Origin of the sequence: Vibrio sp. CyArs1, from assembly GCF_022432925.1 — a bacterium.
GTDB lineage: Bacteria > Pseudomonadota > Gammaproteobacteria > Enterobacterales > Vibrionaceae > Vibrio > Vibrio mediterranei.
Window position 1 is genome coordinate 229,049 of record NZ_JAKRBO010000005.1, and the last position, 18,864, is coordinate 247,912.

General features: G+C 43.8%; 19 protein-coding genes. 17 read left to right on the forward strand and 2 right to left on the reverse strand.

The window, feature by feature from the left end:
- Positions 1 to 40 precede the first annotated feature (40 nt).
- From tyrR to MMA19_RS16390, 4 genes are read left to right on the forward strand one after another with little or no spacing between them, the layout of a single operon-like run.
- Entirely contained in the window at positions 41 to 1,582 is a 1,542-nt protein-coding gene (gene tyrR / locus MMA19_RS16375; RefSeq protein WP_038228270.1) for a transcriptional regulator TyrR, read from the forward strand.
- A complete protein-coding gene (gene rimJ, locus MMA19_RS16380; RefSeq protein WP_006072288.1) occupies positions 1,582 to 2,160 on the forward strand; it encodes a ribosomal protein S5-alanine N-acetyltransferase in 579 nt (192 codons plus the stop codon). Before tyrR ends, rimJ begins: the two co-directional genes overlap by 1 nt.
- Positions 2,160 to 2,747, forward strand: coding sequence for an HD domain-containing protein (locus MMA19_RS16385; protein ID WP_240206692.1), 588 nt, complete (start codon positions 2,160 to 2,162; stop codon positions 2,745 to 2,747). The genes rimJ and MMA19_RS16385 overlap by 1 nt, the downstream gene beginning before the upstream one ends.
- 8 nt (positions 2,748 to 2,755) lie before the next feature.
- Entirely contained in the window at positions 2,756 to 3,229 is a 474-nt protein-coding gene (locus MMA19_RS16390; protein ID WP_171391589.1) for a DUF2947 domain-containing protein, read from the forward strand.
- Between the two features lie 62 nt (positions 3,230 to 3,291).
- Here the strand turns inward: MMA19_RS16390 and MMA19_RS16395 are convergent, their stop codons facing one another.
- Positions 3,292 to 4,188: a homocysteine S-methyltransferase family protein gene (locus MMA19_RS16395; protein ID WP_038228272.1), complete on the reverse strand. Its 897-nt coding sequence runs from the start codon at positions 4,186 to 4,188 to the stop codon at positions 3,292 to 3,294.
- A gap of 207 nt (positions 4,189 to 4,395) precedes the next feature.
- Here MMA19_RS16395 and MMA19_RS16400 point away from each other — a divergent pair, with 207 nt between their 5' ends.
- The 10 genes from MMA19_RS16400 (at position 4,396) to mnhG (ending at position 14,416) form a co-directional block, all read left to right on the forward strand.
- Positions 4,396 to 5,814 (forward strand): SLC13 family permease, encoded by a 1,419-nt coding sequence (locus tag MMA19_RS16400; protein WP_240206693.1) that lies wholly within the window; start codon positions 4,396 to 4,398, stop codon positions 5,812 to 5,814.
- Positions 5,815 to 5,819: 5 nt separating this feature from the next.
- Positions 5,820 to 7,145 (forward strand): ATP-binding protein, encoded by a 1,326-nt coding sequence (locus MMA19_RS16405; RefSeq protein WP_124941003.1) that lies wholly within the window; start codon positions 5,820 to 5,822, stop codon positions 7,143 to 7,145.
- On the forward strand, positions 7,132 to 7,605 hold the full coding sequence (locus tag MMA19_RS16410; protein ID WP_031494351.1) for a response regulator: 474 nt from the start codon (positions 7,132 to 7,134) through the stop codon (positions 7,603 to 7,605). The genes MMA19_RS16405 and MMA19_RS16410 overlap by 14 nt, the downstream gene beginning before the upstream one ends.
- A 40-nt stretch (positions 7,606 to 7,645) precedes the next feature.
- Positions 7,646 to 7,999 (forward strand): rhodanese-like domain-containing protein, encoded by a 354-nt coding sequence (locus tag MMA19_RS16415; protein ID WP_006072300.1) that lies wholly within the window; start codon positions 7,646 to 7,648, stop codon positions 7,997 to 7,999.
- Between the two features lie 897 nt (positions 8,000 to 8,896).
- Positions 8,897 to 11,524, forward strand: coding sequence for a hydrogen gas-evolving membrane-bound hydrogenase subunit E (gene mbhE, locus MMA19_RS16420; RefSeq protein ID WP_240206795.1), 2,628 nt, complete (start codon positions 8,897 to 8,899; stop codon positions 11,522 to 11,524).
- Positions 11,524 to 11,877, forward strand: coding sequence for a Na+/H+ antiporter subunit C (locus tag MMA19_RS16425; protein ID WP_240206694.1), 354 nt, complete (start codon positions 11,524 to 11,526; stop codon positions 11,875 to 11,877). The genes mbhE and MMA19_RS16425 overlap by 1 nt, the downstream gene beginning before the upstream one ends.
- Entirely contained in the window at positions 11,877 to 13,370 is a 1,494-nt protein-coding gene (locus tag MMA19_RS16430; RefSeq protein WP_240206695.1) for a proton-conducting transporter membrane subunit, read from the forward strand. Before MMA19_RS16425 ends, MMA19_RS16430 begins: the two co-directional genes overlap by 1 nt.
- Positions 13,367 to 13,843: a Na+/H+ antiporter subunit E gene (locus MMA19_RS16435; RefSeq protein WP_006072307.1), complete on the forward strand. Its 477-nt coding sequence runs from the start codon at positions 13,367 to 13,369 to the stop codon at positions 13,841 to 13,843. The genes MMA19_RS16430 and MMA19_RS16435 overlap by 4 nt, the downstream gene beginning before the upstream one ends.
- The gene (locus tag MMA19_RS16440; RefSeq protein ID WP_006072309.1) at positions 13,836 to 14,120 is read left to right on the forward strand and encodes a cation:proton antiporter; all 285 of its coding nucleotides are present in this window, start codon (positions 13,836 to 13,838) and stop codon (positions 14,118 to 14,120) included. The genes MMA19_RS16435 and MMA19_RS16440 overlap by 8 nt, the downstream gene beginning before the upstream one ends.
- Entirely contained in the window at positions 14,120 to 14,416 is a 297-nt protein-coding gene (mnhG, locus tag MMA19_RS16445) for a monovalent cation/H(+) antiporter subunit G (protein ID WP_031494385.1), read from the forward strand. The genes MMA19_RS16440 and mnhG overlap by 1 nt, the downstream gene beginning before the upstream one ends.
- Positions 14,417 to 14,923: 507 nt before the next feature.
- Here the strand turns inward: mnhG and MMA19_RS16450 are convergent.
- Positions 14,924 to 15,640 (reverse strand): hypothetical protein, encoded by a 717-nt coding sequence (locus tag MMA19_RS16450; RefSeq protein WP_240206696.1) that lies wholly within the window; start codon positions 15,638 to 15,640, stop codon positions 14,924 to 14,926.
- A gap of 282 nt (positions 15,641 to 15,922) precedes the next feature.
- On the opposite strand from MMA19_RS16450, the gene trmY reads away from it, so the two are divergent.
- From trmY to MMA19_RS16465, 3 genes are all read left to right on the forward strand, one after another.
- On the forward strand, positions 15,923 to 16,519 hold the full coding sequence (trmY, locus tag MMA19_RS16455) for a tRNA (pseudouridine(54)-N(1))-methyltransferase TrmY (protein WP_006072313.1): 597 nt from the start codon (positions 15,923 to 15,925) through the stop codon (positions 16,517 to 16,519).
- Between the two features lie 193 nt (positions 16,520 to 16,712).
- The gene (locus MMA19_RS16460) at positions 16,713 to 17,696 is read left to right on the forward strand and encodes an HAD family hydrolase (RefSeq protein WP_240206697.1); all 984 of its coding nucleotides are present in this window, start codon (positions 16,713 to 16,715) and stop codon (positions 17,694 to 17,696) included.
- A 99-nt stretch (positions 17,697 to 17,795) separates the two neighbouring features.
- Positions 17,796 to 18,755: a hypothetical protein gene (locus tag MMA19_RS16465; RefSeq protein WP_240206698.1), complete on the forward strand. Its 960-nt coding sequence runs from the start codon at positions 17,796 to 17,798 to the stop codon at positions 18,753 to 18,755.
- Positions 18,756 to 18,864 lie beyond the last annotated feature (109 nt).

An 18,864-nucleotide genomic window follows, 5' to 3' on the forward strand; every position in this document is an offset into this window, starting at 1 on the left:
TACTGTCAACATTTCGTGACACTTTCTATAGGAAAACAAAGTGCGTTTAGAGGTTTTTTGCGAAGATAGACTGGGGCTCACGCGCGAGCTATTGGACATTCTTGCGTCCAATAGTATTGATTTGCGTGGCATTGAAATCGATATATCTGGGATTATCTACTTGAACTGTCCAGATATTGATTTCGAGACGTTTAGGGACTTAATGGCCGAAATTCGCCGAATTTCCGGGGTGAAAGACGTTCGAAAGATCCAGTTTATGCCTAGCGAACGACACAATACAGAACTCGTGTCACTGCTCACCAATTTACCTTATCCGGTATTGTCAATTGACCTTAAAGGGGCGATTGATATGGCTAACCATGCAGCTTTGAAATTACTTGCGAAAAGCGAAGAAGAAGCCATTGGTCAGTTAATCTCTCATCTATTACCAAGCTTTAACTTCACCAAGTGGATTGAAGGAGAGATCTCCCGACAGAAACAAGCCATTGTTATTGATGGTTTAGATTACACCATGGAAATCCTACCGGTTTACATTACTGGCGAGTCGAATGAAACTTTATTAGCCAGTGCGGTTATGAGTATCCACCCAACTACAACCTCAAGTGCGCCCGAGGTACTTGCCGACAGCAATTCGCTAGGGTTTGAGCACTTTGTTGGCGTATCGAACCGTCACAAAGCTCTGATGAGTCAAGCGAAAAAGCTAGCTATGTTAGACCAACCGCTACTGATTGAAGGCGAAACGGGTACCGGTAAAGAAATGCTAGCGAAAGCTTGCCATAATCGTTCTAATCGTGCTTCTAATCCCTTTTTGGTATTGAGCTGCGCATCGATGCCTGATGATGTTGCAGAAACGGAACTGTTTGGTCACGCTCCTGGTTCATTTAATCATGAACATGGTCACAAAGGTATTTTCGAGCAAGCTAATGGCGGTACTGTGCTATTGGATGAAATCGGTGAAATGAGCCCTCACTTACAAATCAAATTGCTGCGTTTCTTACAAGATGGCACCTTTAGACGCGTAGGGGAAGAGCACGAAGTACACGTTGATGTGCGTATTATTGCATCGACTCGCTATAATCTGGCGGATCTGGCAGAGCAAGGTGCATTCCGAGAAGATCTCTATTACCGATTAAATGTTTTGACGCTTACTATTCCTCCCCTGCGCGAGAGAGCTAGTGATATCGCACCGCTATTGGATTTGTTTGTCGCAAAACATAGCAATAAGCTAGGCATCGCCAAGCCTGATATTGATGAGGAACTCGTGAAGTCTCTCAGCAACTATCCATGGCCAGGCAATATGCGTCAGCTAGACAATATGGTGTTGCGTGCGTTGACACAGGTAACGGGGTCAACATTGGAGCTAGAAGACTTTAATTTGCCTAAGTTGGAAAGTGTGAACTCCGGCTCTGTCAATCTAAACATCGATGGCTCTCTCGATGACATCATGAAGGACTATGAATCACGTGTACTTGAAAAACTCTATCAGTCCTTCCCATCAAGTCGTAAGTTAGCTAAGCGTCTTAATGTGTCACATACCTCCATTGCCAATAAGCTGCGTGATTACAATATCAGGAAGAATTAATGGAAGATCTTAGCTCGGCGGTGCAGTTGCACCGTCGCGAAGGGAATGTTCTAGTGAGAACGGCTAAGCCCTCTGATGCTTACACGATTGCTCAGTATTTTCGAGATAACAAGACCTTTCTCAAACCTTGGGAACCAAAACGAGATGCCGACTTTTATAAAGTCGACTCGTGGGCAGCCAAATTGGTGAAGTTAGAAGAGTTGCACCGTTTGGGGCTGGCGTATTACTGCTTAATTTTCGATGCAGAAACGAACCAGATGCAGGGGACGATCTCGTTTAGCAGCTTGATACGTTTTCCATTTCACTCATGCAACCTCGGTTACTCTTTAGCAGAAAATGCACAAGGCCATGGCTATATGCGCCGTGCGTTGAAGTTAGCGATACCGTATATGTTCGATGTGCAAAACATGCATCGTATTGCCGCATCATATATGCCTAGAAATGTTCGCAGTGAAGCGGTATTAAACGCGATGGGCTTCACACGGGAAGGTTTTGCTAAAGACTATCTTTTAATCGATGATAAATGGGAAGATCACGTGTTAACGTCGTTGATTAACCCTAATTGGAAGCCATCCTAATGACTAGACTTGAGCAGCAACTCAACTTATTGATGGAACTTGATAAGTTAAAAGCCGTTTTGCGCCGAACTCGAGTTCGATGTGCGGATGGTCGTTTCGAAAATAGTGCCGAGCACAGTTGGCACGTCGCCATGATGGCGTTGCTGTTGCAAGAGCATGCTAACGAACCTGTCGATATTGCAAAAGTCGTCAAAATGCTTTTGTTACACGACATGGTTGAAATCGATGCTGGCGATACTTTTATTTACGACACCGCCGCATATGAAACGCAGCAGCAAACTGAACTTGAAGCCGCCAAGCGTTTGTTTGGTATGTTGCCCGATGACCAAGGAGAGGCATTATTTTCGGTTTGGCGCGAGTTTGAGGCAGCAGAATCGGCAGAGGCCCGATTTGCTAAGGCGTTAGATAGACTTATCCCGATGTTATTGAACTACCATAATGATGGTCAAAGCTGGATCGAAAACAATGTTAGCAAACAACAAGTGATGCAAGTGAACCAACGTATAGAAAAAGGTTCACAAGTGCTTTGGGATAAAGCAAAATTGCTGATAGAAGAAGCCACAGAAAATGGCTGGTTAAGAAATTAGGAGACTGAATGTCTTACATAACTTTGGATGAATACCAAAGAAAATGGATTTTTACTCATCAATCAATGCCTGTTCCTGAGCAAGATTGGCCACAGATTAAACCCATGACTCAAGCGCGTGCGGCGCAGTTTTGGAAAGAAAATATCAGCGCCCAAAGCCCAGATGCAGAACGTCTAAGCTCACAAGATTGGCCAATGAAAGACAGCAATTGGCAAGATGATGTTGATTGGATGGCTGCGTGGGAAGCAGATGAGAACGAGCTTCCTGAAGCCGTGAATCAGTTTATCGATTGGCAAGACGACGTCACAGTGTATTTCTGTTATGAGAAGTACAACGTGATTGAAACTAAATGGTCGGTGTTTAAAAAGTATTGGAAGAACTTCCTGTTTTACGATGATGGCCCTATCTTATTAGGTCGCCGCCGCTCGGAAGCGCTTTGGTTTTCGACTCAGGGAACCGTGCGATTAGGCCATCGCAAGTAACCGACTTAAAAGCCAGATAATTCATCGTCTGGCTTTTTCATATCTGTATTATTGACTTGGCGTTATTTCACGCTTGCTTTCCACTTAGCCAACACTTCAATGTGTTCTGGCCCAATACCGCAACAACCTCCAATAATATTCGCTCCGTGCTGCTGCCATTTCTTGGCAAACTGCAAATACTCTTGTGGAGAGACTTCTCGTAACTCTTGTACTGCATCATTTGCTTTATGCCCAGACTGAATTGGCGTAAAGCTATTGGCGAATGCTCCCAAGCAAATTGAAGAGTGGTGACTTTCTAACACCTTTGCCGTTGCTGCTAAAGCTGCTTCAATAACTTCTGGAATAGAGCAGTTGAATAAGATGCCATCTGGGTTGTGTTTTAGCAGAGACTGCACCGCATCGACTACTGTTTCACCTGAGCGCAGCTTACCCAGTTGGCTAACATCATCTAACAAGGTGTACGCGTAATATTTAGGCTTTGTAGACTCAGCAAGTACCTGAGATACCACCTGTGCTTCCTCAATACTGGAGAGTGTTTCGACCAACCAAATATCGACATACGCATCCTGAGCCTGCATTAAGTCTTGCCAAACCTGCGCCCCTCGCTCTGCCATGAACAGGTCTGGACGGTAAGAACCAAATGCCGGAGGCAGGGAGCCTGCGATAGTGACTGCGCGGTTACTGTGTGATACCGCATTTTTAGCCAGCTTCGCTGCCAAACCTGCGAGCTCTGTTCCTCGCTCATGATAGAGAACATCACCCAAATGGAAAGGTACACAGGCATAGCTGTTGGTCGTGATGATATCGGCACCCGAATCAATAAACTGCTGATGAGCCTGTTCTACAAAATGCGGCGCTTCTATTAAGGCTTGTGCGCTCCAGTAGGGTTGAGAAAATGGTGCGCCCATGCGCTTGAGTTCTCTTCCCATACCGCCATCTAAAATGGTGAGTGGATTCATTGTCTGGTTTCCTACAGCTAAACCTTTATGGTGTTATTTATATAAGTGTAATCACTGATGTGAGTAACAATAACAAATTGTTACCCAATTCACACTCCAAGAAACTTCATGATAAATATGCAAAAACTTTGATCCTACGCTAAGTAGCTCCACACATAGCGGCGTGATACTGCTCACAGTATAATATTTCTCAGGACGAGCAGTACCATGCAAAAATATTTAAAGTATATCATTCCGATATCTATCCCATTAATCGTTTTGCTCTTGCCACTATCGGCATTTCCTTTCGACGGATTGACCATTATCCAGCAGCGCGTTATCGCGATTTTCCTTCTCGCCGCCTTGTGTTGGGTGTTCGAACCTATCCCTATCTACGCCACCTCTGTGGTGATTATTGTGCTTGAGCTGTTACTGGTATCGAATAAAGGGCTTTACCTGTTCAGGCTGAATGAAGGACAGCCCCATTTTGGTGAGCTACTTAGTTATAACGAAATCATGGCAACTTTTGCCAGTCCGATCATCATGCTTTTTCTTGGTGGTTTCTTTCTGGCGATGGCTGCAACAAAATATCGCCTTGATGTTAACTTAGCGCGAGTGTTACTCAAGCCATTTGGCAGTGACCCAAAATTCGTCATGTTAGGTTTGATGTTAATAACCGGCATCTTCTCCATGTTTATGTCGAATACCGCCACTACGGCGATGATGCTCTCTATCTTAACGCCTGTTATCGCTGTTTTTGGTCCCAAAGATCCTGGACGAATTGCGTTTGCATTATGTATCCCTGTCGCGGCTAATATCGGAGGGATCGGTACGCCAATTGGTACGCCTCCCAACGCTATTGCTCTTAAATATCTCGTGGGTGATAACTACATCAGTTTTGGTGAATGGATGGCGTTTGGTGTGCCGTTTGTAGTGGTCATGATGGCGTTAGCTTGGATGCTAATTAACTCCCTTTATAGTGCCGATCAAAAGAAAATTGAGCTTTCAATCAAAGGTAAGTTTCTTAAAACGCCGAAAGCCATCATGGTCTACATTACGTTCACATTGACTATCGTACTTTGGCTGATGGGTTCCAGCCACGGAATGAACTCGTACACCGTCGCACTGATTCCAGTCGCAATCTTCTCGCTGACAGGCATTATCAATAAAGAAGATCTCAAGAAGATCTCTTGGGACGTGTTGTGGCTGGTGTCAGGTGGTATCGCGCTTGGACTAGCTTTGGACAAAACGGGCCTTGCAAGACTTGTTGTACATAGCATTCCATTTGATGCTTTTTCACCATATGTGGTGCTGTTTGGGGCTGCTTTCTTGTGTTTGGTGATGGCAAACTTTATGTCGCACACCGCAACCGCTAACTTATTGATGCCAATTATGGCGGCGTTAGGCACGTCTATGCCGTCGCTGACACCACTGGGCGGCGAAATTACGCTGATACTCGTCGTCACGTTCGCTGCGTCATTGGGTATGTCGCTGCCAATCAGCACGCCACCTAACGCACTGGCACACGCAACGGGACATGTACAAAGTAACCAGATGGCCAAAGTAGGCGTGATTCTTGGTGTGGTTGGTGTATTGCTTAGCTTCGTATTGGTTTGGCTATTACATGCCGTGGGACATATTGGGTAGAGTTTATGGAGCAATTAGTACGACATTATTTCTCGCAAAGTGATCGGCAGGTAACCTTGTCTGCCGATGAGGTCGTGCTGCGTCAAAGTGGTCAAAATGACCGTCTTTATCTTGTATTGCGAGGTGAGCTGGAAGGTTACTTTGAAAGTGATGAAGACGGCAAGCTTACCAAACTTTTCACAGCGTCGGCTGGTGCGTTTATTGGAGTCCATAGTTTCTTTTCAGGGACTTGGACTGCGTCCTCAACAGTCATAGCAAAAACCGAAGTCACATTAGCGTGGATTGATAGGCATACGCCTGCCGTTTCGCCGGAAACGTTAGGGCCACTCAATGCGCAGTTTATGCCAGTAATGGTCAACGAACTGTCGCGACGTCAGCGTCGTGCGACTCAAGAAGCATTAGCAAAAGAGAAAGCCCTGCAGCGTCTACACACAGCGGAGCAAATGACGACGCTTGGACAACTCGCTGCCGGCATTGCGCATGAACTTAACAACGCTATTGGTGTGGTGAGCAGTAAAACAGAACGGTTACAGCAAGATTTAATTCAACTTCTAGAAGAGGTGCATCCAGAGGCAAGTCAGTTCTTCGATGTGGGGCTGATGCAAGGACAAAGTGCGTCATCAAGTGAAGTAAGACAGCTTACCAAGCAAATACAGTCACAATATCGATTGGAACGAAGTCTCGCGAAACGTCTAGCTAGAGCCACTGCAAGCCACACGATTCCTGATTCTTGGTTAGCAGACCCTGAGCAAGCACTAAAGTACTGGGGAATGGGGCGCGATCTTCATGATTTACGAGTCGCGGCCAAACATACAGTGGGTATCGTCAAATCTGTGAAGCAACTGGGACGTACTGACGGGGAGCCTGATGAATTACTTGATATCAACGACACCATCAATAAAGCCCTTGCTCTATTACAAAGTGATTTACGACGCGTTTCTGTTCGACTGCGTCCCGCAACGCTGCCTTTAATCAAAGGGGCATCCACTGAGTATGTACAGATATGGAGTAATATCGTTAAAAATGCTTGCGATGCCATGTTGCAAACTGAATCACCTCAAATTGATATTCAAACAAAGTTATCGAATCAAAGAATTTTGGTCACCATTGCCAACAATGGGCCGGAAATCGATGAACCTACCCGCCGAAAAATATTCCAGCCCAATTTCACGACTAAGAAGGGCGGTCTATCGTTTGGCTTAGGGCTAGGGTTATCCATCGTTAAACGAATCGTTAGTGAAAATGGTGGCACGATTGTCGTGAAAAGCGATAAGGAGAGCACCATTTTCCGAGTCAAATTACCTGTAGGAGAAGCATATGGAGAAGCTTAACGTCATTTGTGTCGATGACCAGCGCGAAGTATTGAGCGCGGTTATTCAAGATTTGGAGCCTTTAGCGAATTGGTTAAACATCGAAGATTGCGAATCAGGAGAAGAGGTTCTCGACTTAATGGAAGATCTTGACGCTGACGGGGAGTGCGTTGCTGTTATCGTGTCTGACCATGTCATGCCGGGGATGACGGGGGTTGAATTGCTGACGGAAGTCTCCAGAGATAGCCGATTTAAAGAAACCAAAAAAGTGTTGCTAACAGGGCAGGCCACGCATTCCGATACTATTACGGCGATAAATACGGCAGGTGTTAGTCACTATTTTGAGAAGCCTTGGAATGCTGAAGAGCTCATTGCGTGTGTACGTTCTCTTGTAACCAGCTATATTTTCGATAAAGGCTTTGACTACCAACCTTATCATGAAGAGTTAGATCAGACGATAGTGTTTGAAAGGCTGCGCTAGCTCCTTGATTAATATAACACCTTATTACTTAGGAGGATTTATGAAGAAAATACTGTCCTTGTCGGTACTTTGCGTCGCATTGACTAGTGCTAGCGTGATGGCATCTGAACGCGCAGAACAAGGTTGGCAAATGATAGAACAAGGTGCAATGGTTGTGGACGTGCGCACTCCTGATGAGTTCGCTGATGGTCATTTGGCAAATGCAGTGAACTATCCGTTATCTGATATTGATAAGTACTTTGCTAATGTCGATAAGTCTACACCGATCGTTGTGTATTGCCGAAGTGGTAACCGTTCAGGTAAAGCAATGGACTATTTGACCTCTGTTGGTTTTAGTAATGTCCACAACGCAGGTGGATTAGAAGAAATGCGCGAACAGAAAGGCGCAAAGTAGCAATAGACACCCCTCTATCATTCGTATCGTCACCCAAGCAGACCTTTTATCGATGTCTTTACACCATAAAAGGGGTGACCATACCGAATGTTGTGGTGTCATACTGGTCTCTTAGGTTAATCAACTATCCAATTCCTAAGTTTAGTAAATGACTAAAGTAAACTTGAATTTGCTTAAGTTATAAACGTGATCTTGAAAGGAATAATTGCAATTTATTACTTGCTTTTAATTCTATCTGATATATCGTTTGAAAAAACATAAGTTATTATTCGGTATTTTCGAGTTTCTGGTGTTGAACCATTTTTACTAAAGGAGGACTAATATCATATTGATAACCCTCTTTAATGTGTTGGTGATTTGTTTTTTACTCTAATCTACTGATAATTAAAGGTTATTTTTAAATCTCAATACCATTAATCCTACTTATCCCTTCTGACACTATTCGTTACAAACTGTCATCTATTCCAGATATTTTTAATAAATATATTAAAAAATTGGCTTTCTTATACATTCAGAAATTAGAATTACGACTAATCAACGACTCTTTACAATTGTATTCTGGTACTAAAATACTCGCCAAGGATAGAATTTATATCGTTTAGGATGTAAAGATTGATTAATAAATCGGCTCAATGATTGTTCTGGTATTAAATTAGCTATTCACTTCTTCATGTTGGCTATCAGAAAACTCTTCATCTAAAACAAGCACTGCTTCGGGTATATGGAACTAATCGAATAAGGTTGCTGCAATGGTAAGTGACCGTTTTGCTATTTCTGCAATTTGGTATTTAGCGTGAATTCACTTGGATATAGTAGATAAAGGTGAGTATTAACTTGAACATCGAAAAGGCTGCATTGACGTCCAATAAACTCGGCAAACAAGGTGAGCGTGCAAACCTGCATAGCTCACAGCTATTCGCGTTGTTTGCTGTGTTTCCTCTGTCGATATTTCTTTCAATCTTATACTTGTATAGCCCTGAAGGCGTGGCGTGGACTGCATCGTGGGTTCCAAGCTTAGGCTTAGATCTCAGCTTTAGGCTCGACGGTTTATCATTTCTATTTGCCTGTTTGATTAGCGGTATAGGTACTTTAGTGCAAATATACGCGTTGGCTTATTTGCGTGAATATCCGAACCGTCTCAAATTTCACTTTTACTTAACGGCATTTATGTTAGCGATGCTGGGAGTAGTGCTCAGTAATAACGTGTTGTTACTATTTGTTTTTTGGGAACTAACAACCATTACGTCTTATTTGCTGATTGGTTTTAACCACGAGAACCCAACTTCTAGAAAGAATGCACTGCAATCTTTACTTATTACTGGCGCTGGTGGTTTAGCGATGCTAGCGGGTCTGATTCTTTTAGGGAACATGGCCGAAAGCTATCAATTGACGACTATTTTACAGCAGGCGTCGGTCATTCATGACCACGCACTGTTTGTACCATCATTGTTACTCATTATATTGGGTGCATTTACCAAGTCAGCGCAGTTCCCGTTTCATTTCTGGTTACCTAATGCGATGGCGGCACCAACGCCTGTGAGTGCTTATCTGCATTCGGCAACAATGGTGAAAGCCGGGATCTTTTTATTAGCTCTGCTTTCGCCCATTTACGCCCACAGCGAGGTTTGGTTTTATACCCTAACAACAGTGGGTGGTTTCACGGCGCTTTGGTGCGCTGTTCTAGCTTTAAAACAGACCGACCTAAAACTAATGCTTGCCTACAGTACAACAGTCGTTCTCGGCAAGCTGACGTTTTTGTTAGGTATTGGTACCGATTTGGCGCTTAAGTCTGCATTAATGTTGATCGTTGCTCACTCGATGTATAAAGCGGGCTTGTTCATGGTGATTGGCAACATCGATAAGGCGACAGGGACTCGTGAGGTTGGGGTGCTTCGTGGATTACGTCCGGTATTACAAATTAGCTTTGTGGCTGCATTTATCGCGGCGCTATCTACATCGGGCGTTCCGCCACTACCAGGTTTTTTGAGTAAAGAGTACATGTACAAAGCTGGTTTGGAAGTGAGCTCGTTAGCGGTACTGTTAATGCTGGTGGTCAATGCACTGACCGTTACGTTGGTGCTTGCTCTTCTAATAAAGCCCTTCTCACGGAAATACCAGGGTGAACCAACACCAGCCAAACCTATTGAGGTAAATAAGGGGCTGTGGCTTCCTCCAATTACGCTTGCGCTAGTTAGTGTACTCGCGACGGTACTGGGGCTTGGCTGGCTTAATGAACAAGTTATTTTGCCCGGCGTGACCTCGATTGCTCCGATATCTGAGCCAGAGCCACTCAAGTTATGGCATGGCATTAATCTGCCTCTGGTGTTAAGTGCGGTGACGCTCTTGCTAGGTGTCTCAGTGTATAAGATTTACCCTTGGCTACTCGCTCAGTGGACACGGTTATCTATCACTTTGCCTAATGCGAACAAGGTGTTTGATGGTTTGCTAAAAGGAATGATGGCATTTGCGTCTTGGCAAACTAATCTGATGCAGCGAAAGCGCATGAGTTTTTATGGGTTGATTTCATTTTCAGCGTTAGCAGTACTACTGGTATCTCAAGTTCATATTTCTTCGGACGTTATGATTAACCAACTTGTTGACGTTAAGTTCTACGAGTTTGCAGTAGCATTACTGCTTATTGTCTCTACGGTTGTCGTCATTGTTTCTAAGACGAAACTTCTTGCGGTTGCGGCGTTAGGAATGATCGGCTTCATGACAACTTTGGTGTTTATGATCTACAGCGCTCCTGATGTGGCTAAGACGCAACTTTTGGTAGAAACGCTAATGGTGGTGTTTTTGGTCTTGCTGATGCGTCATGTGCCTAAGCTGGCCACGGTTCGTCAACATTCAATAAAAAGAAAAACGCTCCACGCAGTGGTTGCTAGTGTGATTGGTTTTGCCATCACTATGCTGCTTATCAACATTACTTCACAGCCGATGGATACCAGTGTGGCAGAGTTCTTTTCTAACAACAGCGTTCCTGGCGGTCACGGGCGCAATATTGTGAACGTAATTCTAGTGGACTTCCGTGCGTTCGATACCTTTGGTGAAGTGGTTGTGGTGGTAATGGCTGGGCTATGTGCGGTCAGTCTACTGAAGCCGGGTAGTGTGACCTACAAGAACATTCAGTCGCTGATCTTTGGTACTGCTTCGCATATCGTTGTTGCTTTGATGTTGGTGTTCTCACTCTATCTCCTGATGCGAGGACACAACTCGCCTGGTGGTGGCTTTATCGGTGCGCTTATCGCAGTGATTGGTTTATCACTACTGATGTTTGCAGAGTCTCCCAAGTATGTGCGTGAGCGATTGCACTTCGCGCCATTCAGTATTGCTATGTTTGGCGTATTGCTGAGCTTTATCGCAGGCGTTATCAGCTTGTTATTCAACTTACCTTTCTTGACTGGGTTGTGGTGGAAAGATGTACTTCCGCTCGGCACACCATTGATCTTTGATATTGGTATTTATCTGGGTGTTATTGGTGGTGTTATGGGAATGGTACTGCACGTCAGTGAGGAGCTTAACTAATGGAAATTTTATGGAGTGTGGTCGTAGGGGTGTTTGTTGCCGCTGGGATCTATTTGATGCTCGAGCGCCATTTGTTACGCGTTCTATTTGGCTTAATTATGCTGAGTAGTGCTGTCAATATGGCGATCTTTACAGCGGGTAGGCTGACAGTAGGTGAGCCACCATTGATTGATGCTAATGCAGTTGTGCCGCCTATAGGTGCTGCAAACCCATTACCTCAAGCATTGATTTTAACGGCGATTGTTATTGGGTTTGGTTTATTGGTGTTCACGCTTGTGCTGTTTTATCGAGCCTATCAAGAGTCCTTAACAGTGGATATTGATCAAATGACGTATTCAGAGGAGGAGCAGTAATGTCGCTTTGGTTAACGTTACCTGTCGTTCTCTCAGTGCTTACTTCGGCTTTAGTTTTCTTTAGTCGCAATCATTTGAGATACGTTGAGTGGATTAGTGGTGTTAGTGCGCTAATCACCTTGCTCGCCAGCGTAATGCTGTTTGCCGATGTCACTACTTTGGGCCCACAAGCGGTCGCGTTTGGTCAGTGGGCGGCGCCATTTGGTATCGTATTTGTCGCCGATATGCTGAGTGCAGGCATGGTAGTCATGACTGCTTTCATTGGGGTAATCATCGTATTCTATGCCATGGCAGATTTACGACCTAAACCGTCGTATAGCTTGTTCCATTCATTAATCCATATTCTATTGGCAGGTGTTTACGGGGCGTTCTTAACGGGGGATATATTCAACCTATATGTCTGGTTTGAAGTGATGCTGATTGCCTCGTTCGGATTAATGGTACTGGATGCCACTCGTGAACAGGTAGATGGAGCCGTTAAGTACGTAATGTTGAATTTGATCTCAACGCTAATGTTCTTGCTGGCGATTGGTTTGCTTTATGGGGCAACGGGCACTTTGAATCTTGCTGACTTGCATGGGAAAGTCGCATCCATTCACCCGCAAACTCAGTCAACGGTGGCGGTGCTATTCTTGTTTGCGTTCGCCATTAAGTCGGCATTATTTCCACTGTTTGCCTGGTTACCAGCGTCATACCATACGTTACCGAGTGGTGTTGTTGCTCTGTTTGCTGCACTACTGACTAAAGTTGGCATCTATGCGCTTATGCGGATGTTCACCCTTGTGTTTCCTTTGTCGGACAGTGGTTGGCAACCATTAATGTTATGGATTGCTGGGTTAACTATGTTGGCTGGCGTTTTAGGTGCGGCGAGTCAGTTCAACGTAAAGAAGATCTTGTCGTTCCACAGTATTAGCCAGCTTGGTTATATGGCAATGGGTCTAGCCATCGCGACACCGTTAGCGCTTGCTGGAACGATCTTCTACATCGTCCACCATATTATCGTGAAGTCGAATCTGTTTCTGATTGGTGGGGTATTAGAACGCAAGTATGGCACGAGTGAATTGCGCCACTTAGGCGGGGTATACAAATCGACACCATTGCTGGCGTTTCTGTTCCTGATCCCAGCCTTTTCACTTGCAGGTTTTCCTCCTTTGTCAGGTTTCTGGGGTAAGTTTCTGGTTATTCGAGACAGTCTACACGTTGAGTATTATTGGCTAGCGGGTACAGCTCTATTTGTTGGGCTACTGACACTGTTTTCGATGACCAAAATTTGGAGCGAAGCGTTTTGGAAGCCACAACCAGAAAATAAGCCGGCGAAAAAACTGTGTAAGAAAACCAAGGTGTTGTATTACGCACCTATCATCAGCCTGACATCAATGGCGCTGTTGTTTGGATTCATTGCAGAGCCTTTTTTCCAGCTAGCCATGGGAGCAGCAGAGCAGTTACTAGACCCGAGCGCCTACATTAATGCGGTCTTAGGAGGTGGAGCATGAATTACTTTTTCCTCAATGTTTTCCTAGCAGGTGCTTGGATGCTGATCAACGGCGAATACAGTGGTCTAAATTTCGTGGTTGGGTTTACGGTTGGCTTCTTTGCTTTGAGACTAAGTCAACCATTTGGAATGAAATCTACTTATTTCACACGTTTCAGTGCGGTGATTAAGCTGTTTCTGTGCTTCTGCTATGAGATGGTGATTTCCGCAGCTCAAGTGGTTTGGGATGTGGTGACGCCAACACACTTGAGTGACCCGGATATTGTTTATGTGCCTCTGGATGTGACGACAGACTTAGAAATTACGCTACTGGCTAATATGGTTTCACTAACGCCAGGCAGTCTAAGTTTGGATGTCACTGAAGATAAAAAACACTTGGTCGTTCACGCTATGTTCGCACCTAAGCATGAAGAGGTTATTCAAACTATCAAACAAGGGATGGAAAAGCGTATTTTGGAGGTGACTCGTGGATAGTTGGTTGCAGTTTACTATTACCATTTCTTACGCTGGATTATTATTTAGCTTGGTGATGGTATTTATCAGGTTAATATTAGGTCCGACCTTGGCGGATAGAGTGGTTGCACTCGATTTGATTGCATTCATTACCGTTGGATTTATTGCAGTACATACTTTAGATAGTGGGCAGAAATCATTATTAGACGTTGCGATAACGCTAGGTCTGGTAGCATTTTTGGGCACGATTGCTTTCTCAAGCTTTATAGCGAAGAGAACATTAGAGGAGGAAGAGTAATGGAAATCATAACGGGAATTTTGCTCTGTATCGGTACCTTTTTTGTTATCGTTGCTAGTATTGGAGTGGTAAGAATGCCGGATCTTTATACCCGAATGCATGCATCAACCAAAGCTAATACTATGGGATTAACAGCGTTGTTGGCTGCTGTAGCGGTGGGGATTCCGGATATTACAGTAACCTCACGTGTACTAGGCACCATGTTATTTATTTTGCTGACGGCACCGGTTGCGACGCACTTGTTGGGAAAAAGTATGCACGCTAGTGGTTATAAGATGTGGCGAAGAGAAAAATAACTGGTAACGATCATCGTCCATTGAGTCTACTTTTCATGGAAAGGAAAGTATTTCGACATATTTCGTTTTGTAATTCAGCGTTATATTTGATTGTTAATTGTATTTTTGTGGTATGGCTTTAACTATCGAGATTAATTTATATTTGATGTTATTTTCATATTTACCTTAATTAGAGTGGAAGGTAATATAGTTTATAGAGTCAATGCTCCTCTTTTTGATAGCTCATTAAATTATAAGTTCCATTTTAAGTGTTCTGAAGTTTAGTCGTTCGTTAAAAATCGAAGGAGAATAATATATGCGTAAAAAAGAAATGATATTGCTTATTATTACTAGTACTTTATTTCTAGTGAGTCTAGTAATAGGGAAATAAGCTTAACTGTTCATCTTATAATGTAGAACGACATATTCCACAAGCAGGTGCTGTGACTAGTCGTGCTTCATAAATAGGTGTCAATAAGTTTGAGTATGTGGCGCGAACATAAGAGCGTCGTGCCACTTCCAACTTGGTTATTGGTGTGCAATCTTCGCATCTAACTGCTGAAGCACTGATTCCACAAACTCCTGAGCAGGTAAACTCTTCCATTGTTCCGTTAAAGCCACCTCTGATAATGACTGCCGTTTGCTGACCATCACTCCCCGTAATAGATAGCTATGAATGCGGCAAGCGCACTGATAGCAATCTTTGCTGTCCGGATAATGTTTGTTAAACCAAGTAAGACACTCGTGCATTGCTTGCAACAAAAGAGATGGTTCAATGCTGGGAAATATGCGATTAAACGATTCACCGAATAACGTTATCGCCCAATCGCCGGCCATTGCAATGTCGAGTAGGAACCAATGCCTGGGGTCATTATTATGGTCAAACGAAACGTAGTCTTTCTTTAAGGTGCGACCCGTATTGAAATTAATAGCGTAGTGCAGCGATTGTGCTGTGCGCAGTTGGGCTTTGTGATATACCACGAACTCCAATTTGGTTGCTGGGCAGGGTAGGTGAGAGTGCGATAGCGCCTCTATGATAGCCTGCTTTTGAGCGTCGCAAAGGGGTTGCGCTACCACCATTTGGACGTCTAAATCACTTTCACCCCCAACATAACTCCCCTGACTTGCTGAGCCAAGTAAGTAGATACCAACGATATTAGTACCTGCGATTAACTGAAGCACGTCGCACAAGCGATTTATGTATTCTCGTTCAGCAGAAGGTAGGGCAAAAAGACGTGAGTGCATGATGATAGTGTGGATCCGTGTCGATGATTGTCGATGCTACCATAAGCGATTAGTTCAAATCAGTGAAACGTCTGGCAACCTCAACAAGTTATCAGTTTGACTTAAATACTTTTGTTCAACGCACACCCTGCTGAAGACTATTTCTGTAAATAGCTAAATTATTGCCGTTACTTCATCAAGCAAAACTGTGATAATGGCGACCCACAGTAACTATTGCCTTATTGGCGATAGAGCATCTTGGTTAAGTTATTCGTTATATTCATTAAGTAGGATTTTACATCTATGCGCGCCTTTGTACTTCGAGCTCGTTCCGCCCCTACCGAAAGCCAGCAACTTCTCGCTTCCGTTGGTCAGGAGGCTCATACCGAAATTTTAGCTCACACGTTGATGAACACGATCTTTGTTGCGCAGTCTCATCGTGAAGATGTGGTGGTTTACCTCGTCCTAGAAAGTACTAAAGATTACTCTCGCACTATACGCTTTAGCTCAAACGACATCAGTAACGTTGGTGGCTTTCATGAGAAAGTGCTACTCGATAAAGTTGCCAGAGCATTAGACGTATCCCAAGGTATGGGTAAAGAGCAAGAACGTGAAGTTGAAGCGGGTATTACTGTACGAACCATTAGCTTCGAAAAGCTGGTTCAAGAACTGGCGGAAGATTATCAGCTCTACATGATGGATAAGAAAGGCACCTTCATTCGAGAACAACAGTTTGTCGGTAATTCTTGTTTTCTTCTTACCGACCATATTCCAATGCCGAAGAAGAGTTTTAATAGTTTAAAGCGTCTAGGTACTGAGAAAATCAGCCTTGGTCCTAAGATGTTGTTTGCTTCTCAATGCGTAACTCTGATTCATAATGAATTGGATTTAAATGAGTAACATTGAAGGGCGATAGGAAATCACCATTCGATAGTGTATTGAACGCTATGTCTTTTAGGCATAGCGTTTTTTTAACTTTTCCGTTTTTGCAGATTATTTTTAGATCGTGCAATGCATAATTCTCTCAGTTCTGGTTAGCCATCTTACTGATGCCAAACGTCAATGAATACACTTACAATACTGAGAGCAAATTATGAAAATGCATTTCAAAAGCCTTGTCTGCTTAGCTGTTCTATCTACTCCTGTTTTTGCAGCGCAACATCCTGATCCTCTACCTTCTTGGAACGATGGCGCTACTAAATCTGCTATTGTTGAATTTGTTGAAACTGTTACCACAAAAGGCTCTGATAATTACGTCCCAGCCGAAGAGCGTATCGCAGTATTTGATAACGATGGTACGTTATGGGCCGAGAAGCCGATGTATTTTCAATTATTCTTTACCTTGGACCGTATTAAAGAGCTTGCTCCGAAGCACCCTGAGTGGATAACCGAAGAGCCGTTTGCGTCTGTTTTGAAAGGCGACATAAAAGCAGCCCTGTCTCATGGTGAGGAAGGATTGCTGAAAATGGTTATGGCAACGCATGCCGGTATGAACTCTGTGGAATTTGAGGAAATGGTGCAAGCTTGGGTGAAGAACGCTAAACACCCAATCACTAAAAGGCCTCTAACGGAGATGATTTATCAACCGATGTTGGAAGTGCTCGACTTTCTTCGTGACAATGATTTCAAAACCTACATAGTTTCTGGTGGAGGAGCAGACTTTATGCGTCCTTGGACAGAGGAAGTGTATGGTATTTCTCCGGAGTACGTTATTGGCAGCGAAATAGAGACAGAGTTCGCTTACACTAGTAATGGCATTGAAATCCAACGCTTGCCAAACGTCGCTCATATTAATGACAAAGCGGGTAAGGTCATTGGTATTCACAAGAGACTAGGTCGCCAACCTATTGCGGCTTTTGGTAATTCTGACGGTGATTTGCAGATGATGCAGTGGACGACCCAACAAGAAGGTGTCACCTTCGGCCTTTATGTGCATCATACTGATGAAGGGCGAGAGTGGAAGTATGATCGTAATTCTTCGGTTGGCCGCCTAGATAAGGGACTAGACGAAGCCAAGAAAGAAGGTTGGACTATCGCAGATATGAAGAATGACTGGAAAGTGATTTACCCCAATTGATAGCGCAGTGATTTGGAACCCGCAATGCGTTTGGGGTCACTAGAAAGCATTGCGGTGGTTGCTAGCCTTTTAGGGTATAAGTGAAGGTAAGAGGGCTGAATGGCAGTCACTAATAGTAAAAAAAAACTCAATTTCGAGCAGTTATCTAGTGAGATAACTGCGATAGCAAACTGCAAGGTCCTGTTTGATTTTCCCAATGAACCAAATCATGTTACCGAGCGTCAGTATGGATTTTTACAAATTAATCGTCCAACGATTCGTTATACAGCATTCACAACTCCTCATGCACTGACACTTTACTCCGCTCTGTTTAAGCCTGAGTGTGCTTTGCAAACTCGATTACATTCACCAGAAATTACCCTGATGATCACCACAATGGAAAGTCAGTCCGTGTGTTTTAATGGTAGTTGGATTAACACTGACCAAGTTGCGATAGTCTCAAGTCGTTCTGAAGTTCCCTTTGCATTATTTATTCCCCAGAACACCACGGTTATCTTAAGTGAAATAGCTGGGCCCTCTAGAAAATTGAAGAGTTTCAGTGATTCCCTTGTCCCAGTTACTGTTTCGAAAAGGAACTTAGACAAGTTTAAGGCGGTAGGTAAGTTTGTCTTTGAACAGCCGACTGAGAAACAAGGGCATGGTGGGACGAAAGCTGTCCTTGATTTGATCACCGTTCTTTTGGATGAACTCCCTCCACTGCGCCCCCAATCGCTGCATGGACCAAGTCGCAGGCCTAGAAAGCATCTGATGACAAAAATAGTGAAAATGATGGAACAGAAAACGACGCGAGTGATGTCGCTGAAGCAGATAGCTAATGAATTAGATATTAGCACCAAAAGCATCAACCTCTTTTTCAAAGAGTATTTGTTCATTGCACCCAAGCGATTCTATTTGCTCGTTAATCTATTTAAATTTCGAAATATTTTGCTTCAAGGGAAGTGCTCTTCAGTATTAGAAGCTACGGTATTATCAGGGGTTGATGGGTGGAGTCGATATTCTGAGCGGTACCAAAAGCTGTTTGGTGAAAAGCCTTATGATACGTTTATGAAGTCAAAATAACGATGTAATTTGGCACGGATCTCAAAGGCAGTGAACTTTGGTATTTTCATGTCTAAAATCTTTCTTGAGCATGACCGAGTGGCATCGAGGTCGTGGAAAAATCGGCCAT

Excerpts from the sequence above, each read along its gene's own strand:
- rimJ (WP_006072288.1), top strand. The coding sequence starts at position 1,582 with ATGGAAGATCTTAGCTCGGCGGTGCAGTTGCACCGTCGCGAAGGGAAT.
- MMA19_RS16385 (WP_240206692.1), top strand. The coding sequence starts at position 2,160 with ATGACTAGACTTGAGCAGCAACTCAACTTATTGATGGAACTTGATAAG.
- MMA19_RS16390 (WP_171391589.1), top strand. The coding sequence starts at position 2,756 with ATGTCTTACATAACTTTGGATGAATACCAAAGAAAATGGATTTTTACT.
- MMA19_RS16395 (WP_038228272.1), bottom strand. The coding sequence starts at position 4,188 with ATGAATCCACTCACCATTTTAGATGGCGGTATGGGAAGAGAACTCAAG.
- MMA19_RS16400 (WP_240206693.1), top strand. The coding sequence starts at position 4,396 with ATGCAAAAATATTTAAAGTATATCATTCCGATATCTATCCCATTAATC.
- MMA19_RS16405 (WP_124941003.1), top strand. The coding sequence starts at position 5,820 with ATGGAGCAATTAGTACGACATTATTTCTCGCAAAGTGATCGGCAGGTA.
- MMA19_RS16410 (WP_031494351.1), top strand. The coding sequence starts at position 7,132 with ATGGAGAAGCTTAACGTCATTTGTGTCGATGACCAGCGCGAAGTATTG.
- MMA19_RS16415 (WP_006072300.1), top strand. The coding sequence starts at position 7,646 with ATGAAGAAAATACTGTCCTTGTCGGTACTTTGCGTCGCATTGACTAGT.
- MMA19_RS16425 (WP_240206694.1), top strand. The coding sequence starts at position 11,524 with ATGGAAATTTTATGGAGTGTGGTCGTAGGGGTGTTTGTTGCCGCTGGG.
- MMA19_RS16430 (WP_240206695.1), top strand. The coding sequence starts at position 11,877 with ATGTCGCTTTGGTTAACGTTACCTGTCGTTCTCTCAGTGCTTACTTCG.
- MMA19_RS16435 (WP_006072307.1), top strand. The coding sequence starts at position 13,367 with ATGAATTACTTTTTCCTCAATGTTTTCCTAGCAGGTGCTTGGATGCTG.
- mnhG (WP_031494385.1), top strand. The coding sequence starts at position 14,120 with ATGGAAATCATAACGGGAATTTTGCTCTGTATCGGTACCTTTTTTGTT.
- MMA19_RS16450 (WP_240206696.1), bottom strand. The coding sequence starts at position 15,640 with ATGCACTCACGTCTTTTTGCCCTACCTTCTGCTGAACGAGAATACATA.
- trmY (WP_006072313.1), top strand. The coding sequence starts at position 15,923 with ATGCGCGCCTTTGTACTTCGAGCTCGTTCCGCCCCTACCGAAAGCCAG.
- MMA19_RS16460 (WP_240206697.1), top strand. The coding sequence starts at position 16,713 with ATGAAAATGCATTTCAAAAGCCTTGTCTGCTTAGCTGTTCTATCTACT.
- MMA19_RS16465 (WP_240206698.1), top strand. The coding sequence starts at position 17,796 with ATGGCAGTCACTAATAGTAAAAAAAAACTCAATTTCGAGCAGTTATCT.